This window comes from Nostoc sp., assembly GCF_036917235.1.
GTDB lineage: Bacteria > Cyanobacteriota > Cyanobacteriia > Cyanobacteriales > Nostocaceae > Nostoc.
On the sequence record NZ_JBALDU010000042.1, the window covers coordinates 1 to 17,836 of the forward strand.

At 44.0% G+C, this 17,836-nt stretch carries 8 protein-coding genes and 2 pseudogenes; 5 read left to right on the forward strand and 5 right to left on the reverse strand.

All coding sequences use genetic code 11. From position 1 onward, the window contains the following. Positions 1–202: 202 nt before the first annotated feature. From glyQ to V7K44_RS15145, 4 genes and pseudogenes are all read left to right on the forward strand, one after another. Positions 203–1,102, forward strand: coding sequence for a glycine--tRNA ligase subunit alpha (glyQ, locus tag V7K44_RS15130; RefSeq protein ID WP_334932762.1), 900 nt, complete (start codon positions 203–205; stop codon positions 1,100–1,102). Between the two features lie 506 nt (positions 1,103–1,608). Next, complete coding sequence (locus tag V7K44_RS15135) at positions 1,609–3,963, forward strand: ComEC/Rec2 family competence protein (RefSeq protein WP_334932722.1); 2,355 nt, start codon at positions 1,609–1,611, stop codon at positions 3,961–3,963. A gap of 40 nt (positions 3,964–4,003) precedes the next feature. Beyond that, a pseudogene (locus V7K44_RS15140) lies at positions 4,004–4,472 on the forward strand (NADAR family protein). A gap of 213 nt (positions 4,473–4,685) precedes the next feature. Next, a pseudogene (locus V7K44_RS15145) lies at positions 4,686–5,787 on the forward strand (tetratricopeptide repeat protein). A 27-nt stretch (positions 5,788–5,814) separates the two neighbouring features. On the opposite strand, the gene V7K44_RS15150 reads toward V7K44_RS15145, so the two are convergent. Further along, positions 5,815–6,513, reverse strand: a complete 699-nt coding sequence (locus V7K44_RS15150; protein ID WP_334932726.1) for a phosphoribosyltransferase — start codon at positions 6,511–6,513, stop codon at positions 5,815–5,817. A 191-nt stretch (positions 6,514–6,704) separates the two neighbouring features. Here V7K44_RS15150 and V7K44_RS15155 point away from each other — a divergent pair, with 191 nt between their 5' ends. Next, positions 6,705–7,385, forward strand: coding sequence for a uracil-DNA glycosylase (locus V7K44_RS15155; RefSeq protein WP_334932728.1), 681 nt, complete (start codon positions 6,705–6,707; stop codon positions 7,383–7,385). Between the two features lie 394 nt (positions 7,386–7,779). Here V7K44_RS15155 and V7K44_RS15160 read toward each other — a convergent pair whose 3' ends face one another. The 4 genes from V7K44_RS15160 to V7K44_RS15175 all read right to left on the reverse strand — a co-directional run bounded on the left by V7K44_RS15160 (position 7,780) and on the right by V7K44_RS15175 (position 17,734). Further along, complete coding sequence (locus V7K44_RS15160; protein WP_334932730.1) at positions 7,780–11,826, reverse strand: DNA-directed RNA polymerase subunit beta''; 4,047 nt, start codon at positions 11,824–11,826, stop codon at positions 7,780–7,782. Between the two features lie 121 nt (positions 11,827–11,947). Continuing rightward, positions 11,948–13,825: a DNA-directed RNA polymerase subunit gamma gene (locus tag V7K44_RS15165; protein ID WP_334769386.1), complete on the reverse strand. Its 1,878-nt coding sequence runs from the start codon at positions 13,823–13,825 to the stop codon at positions 11,948–11,950. Between the two features lie 136 nt (positions 13,826–13,961). Then, on the reverse strand, positions 13,962–17,261 hold the full coding sequence (rpoB, locus tag V7K44_RS15170; RefSeq protein ID WP_334932733.1) for a DNA-directed RNA polymerase subunit beta: 3,300 nt from the start codon (positions 17,259–17,261) through the stop codon (positions 13,962–13,964). 185 nt (positions 17,262–17,446) lie between these two features. Next, on the reverse strand, positions 17,447–17,734 hold the full coding sequence (locus V7K44_RS15175) for a hypothetical protein (RefSeq protein WP_334932735.1): 288 nt from the start codon (positions 17,732–17,734) through the stop codon (positions 17,447–17,449). Positions 17,735–17,836 lie beyond the last annotated feature (102 nt).

Consider the following 17,836-nt stretch of genomic DNA (forward strand, 5'->3'; position numbering starts at 1 on the left):
TTTCAAGGTTCGGTGTCCTAAAAGCGTCGCTCTTTCGCGCTCCGCTTCCAGCACTTATTCAATATAGCGAACCTACTTCTTTATGTCAACTACTTCTTCCAAAATATTTTTGGGCGGCTTTTCTGTCTCCTGAAACTAACTACAGTGTTGGGTTGTAGGCAACAATGGTTTATGCACTGTGTTGACTAAGGATGGGACAAGCGTGAATTTTCAGTCGATAATAAGTTTACTGCATCATTTCTGGGGCGATCGCGGTTGTCTTATTGCCCAGCCCTACGATATTGAAAAGGGGGCTGGTACTAAGAATCCCCTGACTTTTTTAAGAGCATTGGGACCGGAACCTTGGGCTGTTGCTTACGTTGAGCCTTGTCGTCGTCCTACTGATGGACGCTACGGCGAAAATCCCAACCGCTTTCAACACTATTATCAGTACCAAGTTCTGATTAAGCCATCACCAGATAATATTCAGGAGATTTATCTTGATTCGTTAAGAGCTTTAGGTATTCGTCCTGAAGACCACGATATTCGGTTTGTAGAAGATAACTGGGAAGATGCAACAGTGGGAGCTTGGGGTACTGGGTGGGAAGTATGGTTAGATGGGATGGAAGTTACTCAATTTACCTACTTTCAACAGTGTGGAGGAATTGATTGCCGTCCGGTGTCGATTGAGATTACATACGGGTTAGAGCGGTTGACAATGTATCTCCAGCAAGTAGAAGCATTTACTAAGATCCAGTGGACAGACAACATTACTTATGGCGATGTTTTCCTGCAAAGTGAGATTGAGCAGTGCACATACAACTTTGAAGCGTCAAATCCTGAGTTGCTACTGACATTATTTAATTTGTATGAGCAGGAAGCTACCCAATTGACGGAGCGAGGATTGGTATTGCCTAGCTTAGATTATGTAATGAAGTGTTCGCACACATTCAATCTGCTGGATGCTAGAGGTGTGATTTCGGTGACGGAGAGAACTCGCTATATTGCTAGGATTCGGCATTTGGCTAGGAAGGTAGCTCATTTATATGTTGAGCAAAGGGAGAAGTTGGGTTTTCCGTTGCTCAAAGATGCTGTGAGTTCAACAGGAAGCCCAACATCCTAAAGGGTGTGTCTACACGAACTAAGTACACTTTTGTGTAAAATAATAACGTTTTTAAACGCAGAGGAACACAAAATAAAGGCAAAGGTACGCAGAGTCGTGCCAAATTTCATTCACTACGATTTTATGTTCTGTTTATCCTTGTGGCGCTGAGGTTTAAGCTAGGCATATTTTTTTGATCTGGCTTTTGCTAAAGGATAGAAATACGGTTAAATATTGTATCTAGAACATTAAAGCTACAAGAAGGATAAGGCCCGCCTGTGCGGGCTTTGTTTATATAAACTTGATGGATTATACTCACCACAAGCATAAAAACTTTTCGCTGTTGCTAATTAGAGAGATAAAAAGCTCACGCAGAGGTGCTCCAAGCACAGATAATAAGAATTTGGAATATTTTATTTTTGAATTTCATAACCAAATTAAGCAACGCCGATTTTTCTTTATTGCTGCCCTATCTATATTTAAACCATTTGCAAATTCGGGTTGCCAGGTGCTTTTACAAAAATCTTATGATTCAAACTAGTGGTGTAATTATTTGTCTTGGCTACATTTTTGGGTTGCTGCTTACAGCAGTTCCTTGTGGTGGTGTGGGGATTTTGGTTCTGGGGATAGTGGGAGCAATTGTTTTTAGAAGACGCACCACACTACAGCAATTTGCTCAGAAACCAGAAAATACTGGAAGCAAAAATAAGGCAGTGCCTAATATTTGGCAAACTATTCCCCATCCTCGAATATGGCTAGCTGCTGGCTTGGTGGGATTATTGGCAACTTTATATTTTCAATGGCGAATGCCACAACCGGGTGCAAAAGATATTAGTCAGTTTGTCCCGCTTGGAAATAGCAGCAATCAAGAACAGCTTGTGATTGTACGTGGCGAAGTGGCGAGTAATCCCCGCTTAACTCGCAGTCAGCGAGGACAATTTTGGCTGGAAACAACTCAGTTAGATGAAGTTAAAAATGATAAAGGTTCAGCAGGTGTCCCACAAGGGGTTACAGGCAAATTGTATGTGACAGTCCCTATACTTCAGGCTACTGGGTTATACCCTAGTCAACAAATTGCTGTGACTGGGATTTTGTACAAACCAAAGGCGGCTTCCAACCCTGGTGGTTTCGATTTTCAGAAGTTTCTCAAGCAGGAAGGAACGTTTGCCGGTCTAATTGGGCGACAAATAAATGTTTTAGATCAGGAACGTAAATGGGGATGGTGGCAAATTCGGGAGCGAATTGTGCGATCGCAAGTTCGTTGGTTGGGTATTCCTGAAGGGCCTCTTGTCAGTGCAATGGTATTAGGTAGCAAAGCTGTTGATTTACCCTACGATATCCGCGACTTATTTGTACAAGCCGGATTAGCTCATGCTTTAGCAGCTTCTGGGTTCCAAACTTCTTTAATTTTGAGTGTGATTTTACAGTTAACAAGGCGAGCTAGAAAAGGAACACAATTTACCCTTGGCTTTTTGGCTTTAATCATTTTTCTGAGTTTAACAGGGTTTCAACCTGCGGTTCTCAGAGCCGTAATTATGGGTTTTGCGGCATTAGTTGGTCTGTTATTAAAAAGAAAGGTAAAACAGTTTGGCTCGTTACTATTAGCAGCAACTCTGCTATTAATGTTTAATCCTCTATGGATTTGGGATTTAGGTTTTCAATTAAGTTTTTTAGCAACATTAGGATTAGTTGTAACAGTACCCGCATTAGTCAATCGCCTAGCATGGCTACCACCTGCGATCGCTGCTTTGATTGCTGTTCCCCTCGCTGCCACTATTTGGACTTTACCTGTGCAACTCTTTGTCTTTGGAGTTGTACCATCTTACAGTCTGTTGCTGAATGTGATTAGTACTCCATTAATTTCGATCATTAGTATAGGTGGAATTATCAGTGCGTTAGTAGGTTTAGTGTGGACTGAAGCAGGAAGCTTACTGGCTAGCGTGTTACATTACCCCACAGATTGGCTAATTAAACTAGTGGAATTTTTTAGCAAGTTACCTGGAAATTCTGTTGCTGTGGGCAGCATATCTACTTGGCAGCTTTTGGCGATTTATATACTAATTATATTGGTCTGGTTAGTGCGTTGGTGGCAAAGACGGTGGTGGTTTGCTAATATGATTGCGATTGGTTTAGTATTCATCCCACTTTGGCATTCTAAAAATACATTGTTTAGAATAACTGTCTTAGAATCGGGTACGGAACCAATTGTAGTTGTTCAAGATCGAGGTACTGTAACTGTAATTAATAGTGGTGATGAAGGTACAGGACGTTTTACGATTCTACCGTTTTTACAACAGCAGGGTGTAAATCAAATAAATTGGGCGATCGCAACTGATTTTCAAGGTAATCAAAGCAATGCTTGGTTTGAATTAATGCAACGTTTACCAATCAATAATTTTTATGAATATTCACCCCAAACAGATAATTCTATTACGACTCAGGCAATTCAACAGGAACTACAAAAAAATCAAGGAGTTTATCAACCATTGGTAGTTGGCCAATCTGTAAAAGCTGGTTCGATAGTAGCGCAATTAATCAACGACCAATTACCAATTTTACAATTGCAAATTTTAGATCAAAATTGGTTATTAGTAGGTAATGTTAAATCTAAAGAGGTGCAGCAACTAGTAAAAAATGGAAGTTTGCCTCGCCCGCAAGTGCTTTGGTGTGCCCCTGAATCATTGAAAGATTTAGTTATTGCTCTGCAACCACAAGTAGCGATCGCTTCTTCTGCCAACTTTGATCCAAAAACTTTATCTGAACTGAATCAAAGCCAAACTAAACTGTTCTTTACAGGACGAGATGGAGCTATTCAATGGACTCCTAATGGTCAATTTGAGGCGTTTATTGAATCAACAGAAAATAAATCATCTGTTTTATAAAAAATTCATAAATTCATTAAATTCAAGTTGTATTAAATCTATGACAATCTACTTTTATAGCACTCGTGAAGAATATGGTTGTTTCTCTAACTTTTCATCCCACGGCTTTGAATTAGATAGATTATATTGGTCAACTAGCGAACACTACTTTCAAGCGCAAAAGTTTGTGGGTACACCTCATGTAGAACAAATACGCCTAGTTAAAACACCTAAAGATGCGGCAAGAATGGGGCGTGAGAGAACCCGTCCCCTACGTCAAGATTGGGAACAAGTTTAAAGACGATATTATGCGGCAAGCTGTGCTATGCAAATTTCAAACTCATAGAGATATTAGAGATATTTTGCTTTCCACAGGAAATGCAGAAATTGTTGAAAATTCGCCTATCGATTTTTACTGGGGTTGCGGAGCCGATGGCAGTGGGAAAAACATGCTAGGAAAAATTTTAGTGGAAGTGCGGGATGTCCTACTCTATAGACACAGCAAAGATATTAATAATAAAACTTGTTAGATAATCTCGATCGCAAGCAAATAATCTAATACTTCTATATAGTTATTAATCTTCATGAGTAGTAATCTAAAAACCTCGATTAAAATTCAAAAGCGATCGCTATATAAACTCTCACCTCTCCTAAACTGACGCTGTGGTAAACCAGAGTGTTGAAAGATGCATCCTGGTTTTGGGAACACTAAATTTAGTACTAGACTTCACAACAAGGAGTTGATGTCTAAAGGCGAATGGAATAACCAGATCGAAAAATACAGTTCTCTTGCAATTACCCATAACATACCTAAAACCAGTGAAGCGTAATACAATTACCCATGAATTTGACTCTGGTTCACAAGCAGAAATACTACCTCCACAGGGAAGTGATGACCATTCATCGGAAGCATCAAAGCTACTACGGCAAGGAACTCAACAGCAGCAAGCTGGTGAATTAATAGCGGCGATGAAGTCTTTACAACAATCCTTGGGGCTGTTTCAGGCAGTTGGAGATTTGCAAAAACAGGCACAGGTACTTTCTTTTTTAGGATTGGTAACTTACAGCGCTGGAGACTATAAAGGTGCTATCTCTTACTCCCAAGAGTGTTTGTCTTTGCTCAAGAACACCTCAGATTTAACATTGCAAATGCAAGCACTTTCCCATTTAGGTAATGCCTACCGTCACCTGAATGACCATGAAAAGGCAATTGAGTTTCTGGAAAAGTGTTTGAAAATAACCCAGCAGCTGCAAGATAAACGCAGTCAAGTGGCAGCACTGAATAACTTGGGATTGGTTTATAAAGCTTGGGGCAAATTTACACAAGCAATTGAGTATCAGCAGCAAAGCCTAGAAATTGTGCGGGAACTCAAAGATAATTGGGGCGAGGAACAGGTACTCAAGAATTTAGGTAATGCTTGGTATGCTTTGGACAATTATCCAAAAGCGATCGCCTATTATGAGCAATGTGTAGTTATAGCACGCTCCTTAAAACATGTTCGCAGTGCTTCTCAGGTGCTAAAGAATCTGGGTCATGCTTGTTATACATTAGGTGATTATGCCAAAGCTATTCAGTATAATGAGGAGCGGTTGCAATTGGCCAAAGAAATTCAAGACCAGCGTAGCGAGGAACAGTCTTTAGGTAGTTTAGTAATTGCTTGTGAAGCTTTGGGTGACTATAACAAAGCAATTATATATTATGAAGAACGTTTGATCTTAGCTAGGAATATCAAAGATCGTCGCAGTGAAGAACAAACTCTTGCTCGTCTGAAAGCTGCTTACGAAGCCTTGGGTGATTATGCCAAAGCTATGCAATACCAGCCGAAAACGTCTCCAAATAGTTAAAAAGCAAGATAGGGAAACAATTCAAAATTACTCGCAGAAGTCAATTCCTCCTATTGTCTTTTGTTGCTGGAGATATACAAGAACTTCTAATGTATCTACTTGGGGAAATTCCGCGTAAAAATTACTCACACTCCAGAAGAGTTCCGGTGTTTCCAAGACTATTGTGCGATCGCCCCACTGTTCTAACCAAGGTAGCAATTTTTGTGGCGCTACTGGAGTACATAACCAGACTGCTGCTGGAGAAAGCGCTCTCATGACAGTTGCTGCTACCGCTATTGTCATACCTGTAGCAATGCCATCATCAACTAAGATGAGCGTAGCATTCTCTGCATTTACTTGCGGACAAGCAGGAATTAATTGAACCTCAAGAGACTTAGCAAGGTTTATCGCTTTATTTAAAGCTATTTCTCGCCACCGCGCATCATATTTAGAGCGAAATAGCTTTTGATCGGCCCAAAGAACATTTCCAGAAGTAGTCACTGCACCAATTGCTAACTCTGGGTTTTCTGGATGGCTAATCTTTTTTGCCACAACAATTGTCAATGGACAATCTAAAAGACGTGCTATTGGTGCTGCTACTGGTACACCCCCTCTTGGCAAAGCATAAACAATTGGTACAGGCTTTACCCCAGAATCAATAGTTTGCTGAGTCAAAATATTATGAATTACTCGCGCCAATACTTCACCTGCATGGGTACGATCGGCGAAAAGTGGGGTATATGACATGGTTTCCCCCAGCATCTTAGGACAGCACTGCTTTTATCATGACTGAATTTTGTCTCAAATTAACTGATACAATAAGATTTGTATAAATAATTAAGTATTCAGCAAAAGTTTATTGTTCTGATAAATATCCAGCCAAAGGGCTGTTTAAATCAGATATAACAACTGGTGCTGATGTCAAAATCCTGATTTTCATGAGCAGCGAAACCCAACTCAGCCTCTTCGACGACTCAAGTTTTAACCAACGAGAACTGATTCCTACAGACGCGAAAATTCCGATTGCTCCCGGAACTTATTCTGACATAACGGAGTTGACACAGCATTGCGATCGCTGCCACCGTTGTGCATTGGGAGATACTCGTACTCATACTGTTGTCGGACGTGGTAATCTCAAAGCACCAATTATGGTTGTGGGAGAAGCACCAGGTCAAAATGAAGATGAAACGGGTTTACCATTTGTAGGCAGATCGGGACAATTGCTGGAGAAAATTTTGGCATCAGTGAATCTGACTACTGAGCATGATGTATACATTGCCAATATCAATAAATGCCGCCCACCAGATAATAGAGTTCCCACTCCTGTAGAGGTGGCGGCTTGTCTACCCTACTTACTAGAACAAATTCGCCTAGTTGACCCCAAAATAATTTTGTTAACAGGTGCAACTGCTGTCAAAGGTATCACTGGCGATAAGCGGGGGATTACGAAAATTCGCGGCCAGTGGCTGGAGTGGGAAGGGCGTTTATGTATGCCAATCTTTCATCCTTCCTACTTGCTGCGTAACCCTTCTAAGGAACAAGGTGCGCCTAAATGGTTGATGTGGCAGGATATTCGGGCAGTGCGTGCCAAGTTAGACGAAATTCAAAATAACAGCTAATGTTTAATCCCCTCTTTTTCTAGGGTTGTGATTACCAGCATCTATTTCAATTATTCACTTCGTTGCTATCCCGGTTGGAAAGAAATTCTCAAGCTAATAGCTAAGTCTTCTCAAGAGGACTAAATACAAGATTTTAAGCGATGTAGATGACTAGACTCTCTGAAAGAGAAAATTTCAGTCTATTGATTGCAATCGGTTATTTTAACGTGATTCTCCAACAGAGGCGCACGTTATTTTAATTGAATATGACGACTTGCTCGTCGCTAGGGGTAAAACTGAAGCTAGCGTGCCCCCTTGGCAAGGGGCACGCTAGCACGGGTGAGGTACTTTGGTTATTGGTAATTGAGCAGACTCGATATTACCTTTTAACTTTTATACGCGAAATTTCAAATCTCTATTCGTCGTCGAAATCATCTTCGTCGTCTTCCTCTTCTTCCTCGTAATCGTCATCATCTACTACTTCGTCAGCAATTAATTCATCTTCTTCATCTATAATGGACCTTTCTGCACGTCTGCTGCCAAAGCCAGATTCCCCAAGAGTAGGAGAATCTAAATTATAGGTGCGAGCTGTGCGATCGTCTAAGACCATATCTAGGGGATCATCAACTTCATCTAACACACTACTGGTAATTTCAGCAGTATAGTCATCGATCGCTCCGGGTTCTTCATAGGTATTATATCCAGTACCAGCCGGAATCAATCGTCCGATAATCACGTTTTCCTTTAATCCGCGCAGCCAGTCAGATTTACCTTCGATAGCTGCTTCGGTGAGTACCCGTGTTGTCTCTTGGAAGGACGCCGCGGAAATAAAGCTGTCGGTGTTCAACGATGCTTTAGTGATCCCCAACAATACTGGAGTATACTGTGCCCTAGCACCGCCTGTAATTGCCATAGCTTCGTTTACTTGCTCAACTTGGCGCAGTTCCACCAATTCGCCAGGAAGCATTGTGGTGTCACCACCATCATCAATCCTGACTTTGTTGGTCATCTGGCGAACAATCACTTCAATGTGCTTATCGGAAATATCAATCCCTTGAGACTGGTACACCATTTGCACTTCATTCACCAAGAAAGTCTGTACCTTTTGTAAAGCAAGGCTAGCACAAGCATAGATTCCATCTTCGGAACCCAGGCTAAAGAAGATTTCCAAGATTTCGTGGGGATTAGATGGGCCATCAGTTAACGGTTGCCCCGCTAATACTATTGAGCCATCTGGCACAATCAAGTTTTGTCCTGGCCCCAGAGGATAATCTGTCACCACGCCATTTGATTCTACGACCTTGATAGCGATCGCTTCATCACCATCACCGTAAACTACCTTAACTTCTCCGCCCCGCCGACATAAGATGCACGCTTCTTTCGGTTTACGAGCTTCAAGTAGTTCCTCAATCCGGGGCAAACCTTGAATGATATCTCCGGTTTTGGCGCGTTCAAACACCAGCAACACCAAGTTATCACCCCGTTGTACCAAATCGCCGTCTTCTATTTGCAACACAGCACCAGGGCTGACTCGATAAGGGCGACCGATACGGGTAGTAATAACGTAGTTTTTAGTACTTAAAGCTGATTCCCCACCAGATGTAGCAGCGACACTTTTAACATCCACTACTTGCCCTGATTCTGGGGCAAAAACTCCAGGAGCAACTTCTGTACCTTCTACTAGCAAATCACCCACTTTTACTTTTGGCTGAGTACTAGTATTAATGGGAAGCCTGTCAGCGTCGCGCAACACTAAACAGCGACGCACGTTTTCGGTTCCTTTTTGAACACCTCGTACTTCCCCGCCTTCTTTACACAAGATTTGGGTACGTGCGACTACAGACCCTGGGGCGATGGTTAGTCCATCGTGTACTTCAAGTGTCGTCTGGGTACTACCTTGGGTGGCATCGGCGGTAATGTCTCGACGAATTACCAAAGATTCCAAAATCACCAGTTGTAAACGTTGAACTTCTGGATCTTCGGTATCCTCTACTAATTCAATATCTGCTGCCAGGGGTGAAGCATTATGGTCTTGTTCTCCTTCTTGCTCAATTTCCAGTACTAGCTGGGTTCGTAGCAGTTCCACACCTTCAACAGATTTGACGCGTTCTGAATCTTTATAAGGTAGTCGCTGCACCGCTCTCAATTGGATTGATCGCCCGGTTTGTTGACTTACCGATGTCGTTGATGGCACATCTGGATTATCAGGGACGGCAAACTCAACCACTGGACGACTCAATAGGGCGGGTCCTTCTGGTGTCTCCACATACTGGATATAACGCAATTCCGTGGCGACATTGCCTTGGAATTCCTCACCTGGTTGGATGAAGGTGTTATCTCGCCCGATGACTGATTCGGGATCGTCCACCATCAGCAGTTCCCCTGGCTTCACCACCACTTCCCGCAGGATGTCGTTTTTCTGGGTCACTTCTACCACACCACTGTTTTGGCAGAAGATATCCTTCACCACTTCGGTGCCAGCTTCCACAAACTGACCGTCTTCCACCAACAGTAAGGAGATATCTTTATTAACTTCGTGACTTTCTTCGGGAATCCACAACAGTGTACCGCCCTGCACGACTTCATAACCCAGCTTGGCTTTGCCTTTTTTCTGGACTTCAACACCTGCAAATTTCAGGAATCCACCAGTGGTTGTGCGATAGCGGTCATCAATTAACTCAGCTACCACTTGACCATTTTGCACTTTTGTGCCTGGTGTAGCTCGGAGGTTAAATACTTGGTTGTTGCCAGTAGAAACTAAGTAGTTATTGCGACCTTGGGAACTTTGGACTGTCACCGTTGCTTGGTCTAAGACCACAGAAGCGGTGATAATCTCAATTTCCCTGGTACTCTTACCTGGGGTAGCTTCTGGCAAGCGCACCACACCACCGTGCAAACTAGTTAACTTGGTTTCTGCTAAAACTCCATTAGAAGCGATCGCATCACCATTTTTCACCACCAATTCTGCACCAGGCGGCAAGTTATAAACTTCCCCAGACAAAATCCAAATCAAGCCACCGCGTGCGGCTGTGGTTGTGGTATTGCCTTGACGGTCAGTTTTTTGTTCTGGAACAACTTCGGCAAATTGCACTTCCCCTGCTAAGTCAGAAGCAACATCTTTAACTGCTTTTTCTGTATTAGTCCGGGTTGTGCGTCCGCCGAGGGCAACCTCTGCCAACAACTGACCTTGTTTTACTTTATTTCCATCAAATACATATAGTGTTGAACCTTGGGTAAGATGAACCTCTTGGTTCTCTGGAGTAACATCACCTACTTTTGTTGGCTCCAAAAGCATGATGCCATTAGCCTCAACATAGAGGGCATCTTCCCCGTGACGAGTCCGATATGTTCTAGTCTTCAGCTTACGGGGAAGCTTGACAGTCCCATCGATTTTAGAACGAACTTGTTGCGCCACTTCTCCAGTAAATACCCCACCGGTGTGGAATGTCCGCATGGTTAGCTGGGTACCAGGTTCGCCGATACTTTGGGCGGCAATAATCCCCACAGCTTCACCCAAATCTACCATCTTGGCGTGTGCCAAACTCCAGCCGTAGCAGTGTTGGCAGACAGAACGTGCCGCTTCACAAGTTAGTGGCGATCGTACCACAACTTCTCCCACCCCAGATTTTTCAATTTTCTTCGCCAAATCCTCAGGAATTGGGGAATTGCGTGCTGCAATCACTTCTTTTGTTACCGGATGCAGCACATCTTCGCCAATTACCCGTCCCATCAAGCGAGTTGCTAGAGGAATCAAGGTTTTGGCCCCTTCTGTCATTGGTCGAATGCTAAGACCTCTGGTCGTGCCGCAGTCAAATTCCCGAATAATTACATCCTGGGATACATCCACCAATCGGCGGGTGAGATAACCAGAGTCAGCCGTCCGTAAGGCTGTATCCACCAATCCTTTTCTGGCACCGTAAGACGAAATAATGTATTCCGTTACAGTTAATCCTTCACGGAAATTGGTTTTAATGGGCAAATCGATAATTTCCCCTTGAGGATCTGCCATCAGTCCCCGCATCCCCACCAGTTGCCGCACTTGAGAGATGTTACCCCGTGCACCGGAGAATGCCATCATGTATACGGAGTTTAGGGGATTAGTCTTTTTGAAGTGAACGACTACTTCATCTTTCAAAGCCTCACTAGTACCGTTCCAGGTATCGATTACCTTTTGGAAGCGTTCTACTTCTGTGATTTCTCCCCGTTGATAACGGGTTTCAGTAGCGCGAATTTCTTCTTCGGCTGCTTCTAAGAGCAATCGCTTAGTTGGTGGCACCATCAAGTCATCTACACTGATGGAAACCCCTGCTTTGGTTGCGTAGCGAAATCCCAAATCTTTCAATTTGTCCGCCATCACTGCGGTTCGCGCCGTACCATAATACGTAAAGGCCCAAGAAATTAAATTTCTCAGTTGACCTTTATCAACCACCCGATTGCGAAAAATCATTTTTTCGTTAGTCATTAGTCATTAGTCCTAAGTCATCAATAATTAATAAGTCGTAATTCGTAGTTCGTAATTCGTAATTAATTCTTCAATTACGAATTACGTTAGCGAGTCCGCGAGCGTCATTAGAAATTACGAATTAACTTGCTAGTGCTTCCTGAATAGCATTATTGTAAATAACGCGACCGGGAGTTGTGTATATATACTGGGAAAGTACATTGCCTTTAGCGTCTTGTCTGACTCTACGGAACTTATAGAGTAATGTGCGGGTACCATCCTCGTTTTCCGTCACTTTCACGGGTTCCGTATCCGGTTGGTCTGATTCTATTTCACCGTCAAACCGCACGTAAATATAGGCGTGCAAGTCAATTTGCTCTTGCTGAAAAGCCATAATTACATCCTCTAGCGAAGAAAAGTACTTTCCTGCGCCTTTTGTCGCACCGGGATTTTCTGCTGTTAAGTAATAGGCTCCCAAAACCATATCTTGGCTAGGGGTGATGATGGGTTTACCCGTGGCTGGAGACAAAATGTTATTAGAAGCCAACATCAATAACCGTGCTTCAGCCTGACTTTCTAAAGAAAGAGGGACGTGTACCGCCATTTGGTCGCCGTCAAAGTCGGCGTTAAATGCCGGACATACCAGAGGATGCAGTTGAATTGCTCTACCTTCTACTAAAATCGGTTCAAAAGACTGAATACCCAAGCGGTGCAACGTTGGTGCCCGGTTTAGCATTACAGGGTGTCCTTCAATCACCTCTTCCAGCACATCCCAAACACTGGGATCATTGCGGGATATCAGCTTTTTCGCAGCTTTGATGTTATTTACCATACCGCTACGAATCAGGCGGTTAATCACAAATGGTTGAAATAGCTCAATTGCCATTTCTCTAGGCAAACCGCACTGGTGAATTTTCAGTTTTGGCCCGACTACAATAACCGAACGTCCAGAGTAGTCAACCCGTTTACCTAACAAGTTTTGTCGGAAACGTCCTTGCTTACCCTCAATAATGTCGGATAAAGATTTCAGTGGTCGGTTATTTGCCCCTACCACAGTGCGTCCCCGACGACCATTATCAATCAAAGCATCCACTGCTTCTTGCAGCATCCGCTTTTCGTTCCGCACAATAATCTCTGGTGCCAAAATTTCTTGCAAGCGTGCTAAACGATTGTTGCGGTTAATTACCCGTCGATACAAATCATTTAAATCGCTAGTGGCAAACCGTCCGCCATCTAGTTGCACCATTGGGCGCAAGTCGGGCGGAATCACGGGAATAACTGCCATTACCATCCATTCTGGTTTTGAACCAGTAGCAATGAAGTTGTCAATTACCCGCAATCGCTTAATTAGCTTGGCTCTCTTTTGCCCCTTGGCGTTACCAATTTCTTCGCGTAGGCTTTCGGCTTCTTGTTCCAAATTGATATCGGCAAGCAAACGCAACAGCGCTTCAGCCCCAATACCTACCTCTACGCCTTGCAGCACAGAATCTTCGCTATAAATTTGGTCTTCTATTTCCAACCACTGGTCTTCACTCAGTAGCTGTTTGTAAGTTAAAGTTTCGGCATTACCTGCACTCAGGACAACATAAGAGTTGAAATAGACAATCTGCTCGACATCCCGCAAAGGCATATCCAACAGGATGGAAATATAGCTAGGAATGCCTTTGAGATACCAAACGTGAGCTACTGGTGCGGCGAGTTTAATATAGCCCATGCGGTGACGACGCACCCGTGACTCGGTGACTTCTACCCCACAGCGCTCACAGACAATACCTCTGTGACGAACTCTTTTATACTTGCCACAATGGCATTCCCAATCTTTCGCAGGGCCAAAGATGCGTTCACAAAATAAGCCATCCATCTCTGGCTTGAGAGTTCGGTAGTTAATCGTTTCTGGCTTGGTAACTTCACCGACTACTTGACCATTAGGCAATGTTCTCTCGCCCCATTGGCGAATGCGTTCAGGGGAAGCCAAGCCGATTTTTACGTAGTCAAACTGATTAGTTTGGGCAGGTCTCATACTTAAGTGCTGAGTTCCGAATTATGAGTTATGAGTTTTGAGTATATTTAGTTTTACAACATTGGGAACAGGCATTAGGCATTGGGCGTTTTTCCCATTGCCTATGCGCTATGCCCCATGCCCTATTCCCTAATCCTTATTCATCATCATCCAGCGATTCGCGGGAAAGAGATTCATAAGTTGGCCGAGGAGGTGTACGACGGGCTGACTGGTCTGCCATCAAATCGACTTCCACATCTAGGGAACTGCCGTCTGCTTGGGTTTCTACCTTGTGTACGGCAATGTCTAACCCCAATGATTGCAACTCGCGCATTAGCACCTTAAAGGATTCTGGGGTTCCAGGTCTAGGAATTGCCTTACCTTTAACGATCGCATTTAATGCTTCATTCCGTCCTTGCATATCGTCAGATTTAACTGTGAGCAATTCCTGTAAGGTATAAGCTGCACCAAAGGCTTCCAATGCCCATACTTCCATTTCCCCAAACCGCTGACCACCTTGTTGCGCTTTACCACCCAAGGGTTGCTGAGTCACCAGTGAGTATGGCCCTGTAGAACGGGCGTGGATCTTATCATCCACCAAATGCACCAGCTTCAGCATATAAGCCACACCGATGGTAATTGCTCGGTCAAAGGGTTCACCTGTACGACCGTCATACACCATGATTTTGCCTGGGTTATCTGGGTTATATACCCAGTCTTTGCCTGTTTCGTCTCGTGCTTCTTGCAATTTGCCATGCACGATTCGCCGGGATGACTCTTCACCGTACATTTCATCAAAGGGAGTAATCTTAAATCGTACTCCCAAGGTCTGACCAGCCCAACCCAAGAGGCATTCAAATACTTGTCCAACGTTCATCCGACTAGGTACGCCCAAGGGGTTGAGTACAATGTCCACTGGTGAACCATCGGGCAAATAAGGCATATCTTCCGCCGGTAATATTCGAGAAATAATCCCTTTGTTACCGTGGCGTCCTGCCATTTTGTCGCCAACTTGGATTTTGCGTTTTTGCGCAACATACACCCGGACTACCATATTGGCTCCTGGTGGCAGTTCATCGCCTTGTTCGCGAGTAAACAAACGTACATCAACTACGCGACCTTTTTCACCATTGGGAACTCGCAGGGAATTGTCCCGCACATCGCGCGCTTTTTCACCGAATATAGCTCGCAACAGTTTTTCTTCTGGCGGTTGGTCAGATTCACCTTTGGGTGTGACTTTTCCTACCAAGATATCACCAGCTTCTACCCACGCCCCAATCCGAATAATTCCCTGTTCATCTAACTGACGCAAGGCATCTTCCCCGACGTTGGGAATTTCTCTGGTAATTTCTTCTGGCCCCAGTTTCGTTTGTCTAGCTTCAATTTCATATTTTTCAATGTGAATTGAGGTGTAGACATCATCCTGTACCAGTCTTTCGGAAATTAAAATTGCGTCTTCGTAGTTGTAGCCTTCCCAAGGCATATAAGCAACGACAATATTTTGTCCCAGGGCCAATTCACCGCCTTCGGTGGAGGAACCATCAGCTAGTACCTGACCTGCAACTACTTTTTCCCCAATGCGGACAAGAGGTTTCTGATTTAAACAAGTGTCTTGGTTTGAGCGTTGGTACTTGGAAAGGGTGTACTTAATTTCTGGGGTATTAGGTTTAGGACGAACGCGAATTTCTGTAGCGTCCACATAAGTGACATCACCATCGGTACGCGATACAATCACCATCCCGGAGTCTCTTGCTCCTTGTGCTTCCAAACCAGTACCCACTAAAGGACGCTCTGGTTTGAGCAAGGGGACTGCTTGCCGTTGCATATTCGATCCCATCAATGCTCGGTTAGCGTCATCATGCTCCAGGAAAGGAATCATGCTAGTAGCTACCGATACAATCTGTACAGGAGATACTGCTACGTAATCCACCTGTTCTGGTGTTGTGGTGGAAAATTCTTGGCGATACCGGACTGGCACTTGCGGTCCAATAATGTGCCCAGTTTCATCTACAGGAATGTCTCCAGGAGCAACCCGTAGGTCGTCTTCTTCATCGGCTGTCATGTAGGCTGGAGGTAGATCAAATCTAACTCGCCCATTTTCTACAGGTCTAAATGGTGTTTCTAAGAAGCCGTACAGGTTTACCCGCGCATGGGTTGCTAAGGAGCCAATCAATCCAGCGTTGGGGCCTTCTGGTGTCTCAATGGGGCAAATGCGTCCATAGTGACTAGGATGAATATCTCGCACAGCAAACCCAGCGCGTTCACGGGTTAAACCACCAGGACCAAGGGCACTCAAACGGCGTTTGTGGGTCAGTTCTGCCAGAGGATTGGTTTGATCCATGAACTGACTTAACTGGCTAGAACCAAAGAATTCTTTAATTGCTGCTACTAGTGGTTTGGGGTTTACCAGGGAGGCGGGAGTTAGCACTTCGGCATCAGATACGGTCATCCGTTCCCGAATGATTCTCTCTAGGCGGTTTAAGCCCACCCGCACTTGGTTTTGCAGCAATTCACCGACGCTTCTCACCCGACGGTTGCCTAAGTGGTCAATGTCATCGATATTACCGATGTCATACTCTAGGTTGATCAGGTAATCCACAGCTGCCAAGATATCCCCAGCAGTCAACACGCGCATTGTGTCTGGGACAGAAAGACGCAATTTTTTGTTGAGCTTATAGCGTCCAACGCGGCCAAGGTCATAACGTTTCGGGTCAAAGAAACGGGAGTCTAGGAGTTGTTGTCCACCTAAGACTGTGGGTGGCTCACCAGGACGCAGTTTCCGATATAACTCCATTAGGGCTTCTTCTTCAGAAAATTGCCCTTCTTTTTCGATGGTTTTTTGGAAATATTCGGGGTGGCGTAAGGCGTCAAAGATTTCGTTGTCTGACAAACCTAAAGCTTTTAGGAGTACCTGCGCTGAGAGTTTGCGGGTTTTGTCGATGCGTACCCACACCAAATCGTTGCGGTCTGTTTCAAATTTCAGCCATGCTCCCCGGTTGGGAATTAAGCTAGCTGAATAAGTACGTCGCCCGTTTTTGTCGATTTCTGATTTGTAATAGACACCTGGCGATCGCACTATTTGGTTGACAATTACCCGCTCCGCTCCGTTAATAATAAACGTGCCGCGATCGGTCATCAAAGGCAAATCCCCAATGAATACCTCTTGCTCTTTGATTTCCCCGGTTTCTTTATTAATCAGACGTGTGGGAACATACATTTGGACTGCATAAGTACTATCCCGCCGCTTGGCTTCTTCGACGCTGTACTTTGGCTCCTTGAGTTTGTAGTTATGACCCAAAAAGTGCAGTTCTAATTTGCCCGTATAATCTGTAATAGGACTAAAGGAGTTAAGTTCTTCTATCAACCCTTCTTCTAAAAACCAGCGAAAGCTCGATCGCTGGATTTCAATCAAGTCGGGTAACAGAAAGGCGGGTTCCATATATGTTTCTTTAGTCATGCCTCTACCTTTGTTAACCTGGTTAAATTTTCCCTTGGACACTGCTGTTTGACGCTTCCCACTGCTAGCCAGTGCCCTTGGCTGTTTGGGAACTTTTTCTTACACACTTGTGATTTACATCTGTGGGCAAAAGCAGCCATTAACTTTGGCTGGAACGAACAATTTTCACAAGGAAGAAATTGGCCCTAATAAGGGACTAAGTAATGGGTAATGGGTACTATGAAAGTATGGGAAAAGTTACTGAAAGTCTTTTCCCTTTGCATCTCATGCCCAATGGAGCCATTAACTTCTCGGACAGCATATGCTGCGCGTAGCTTGCTTAAGAGCAGGGATAAAAGTCGGCACAGCCGCCCAACGCCCTGGCTCCCCAATGCCCATTTCAAATAGAATATCCAGTTAAAATATTCCTGAATTTGATTTACTTTCTTCACTTCCCCTCCAAAAAGCGCCTTAATTTCCTGACGCAGCTCCATACAGTGTGTTTTAAATCCACCCCGATGTTTATACTCTCAGTGATATTTTAGATATCCTAAGACTGAGGGAACGATCCGCACCTTGTCGGTTTTGAATCAGAA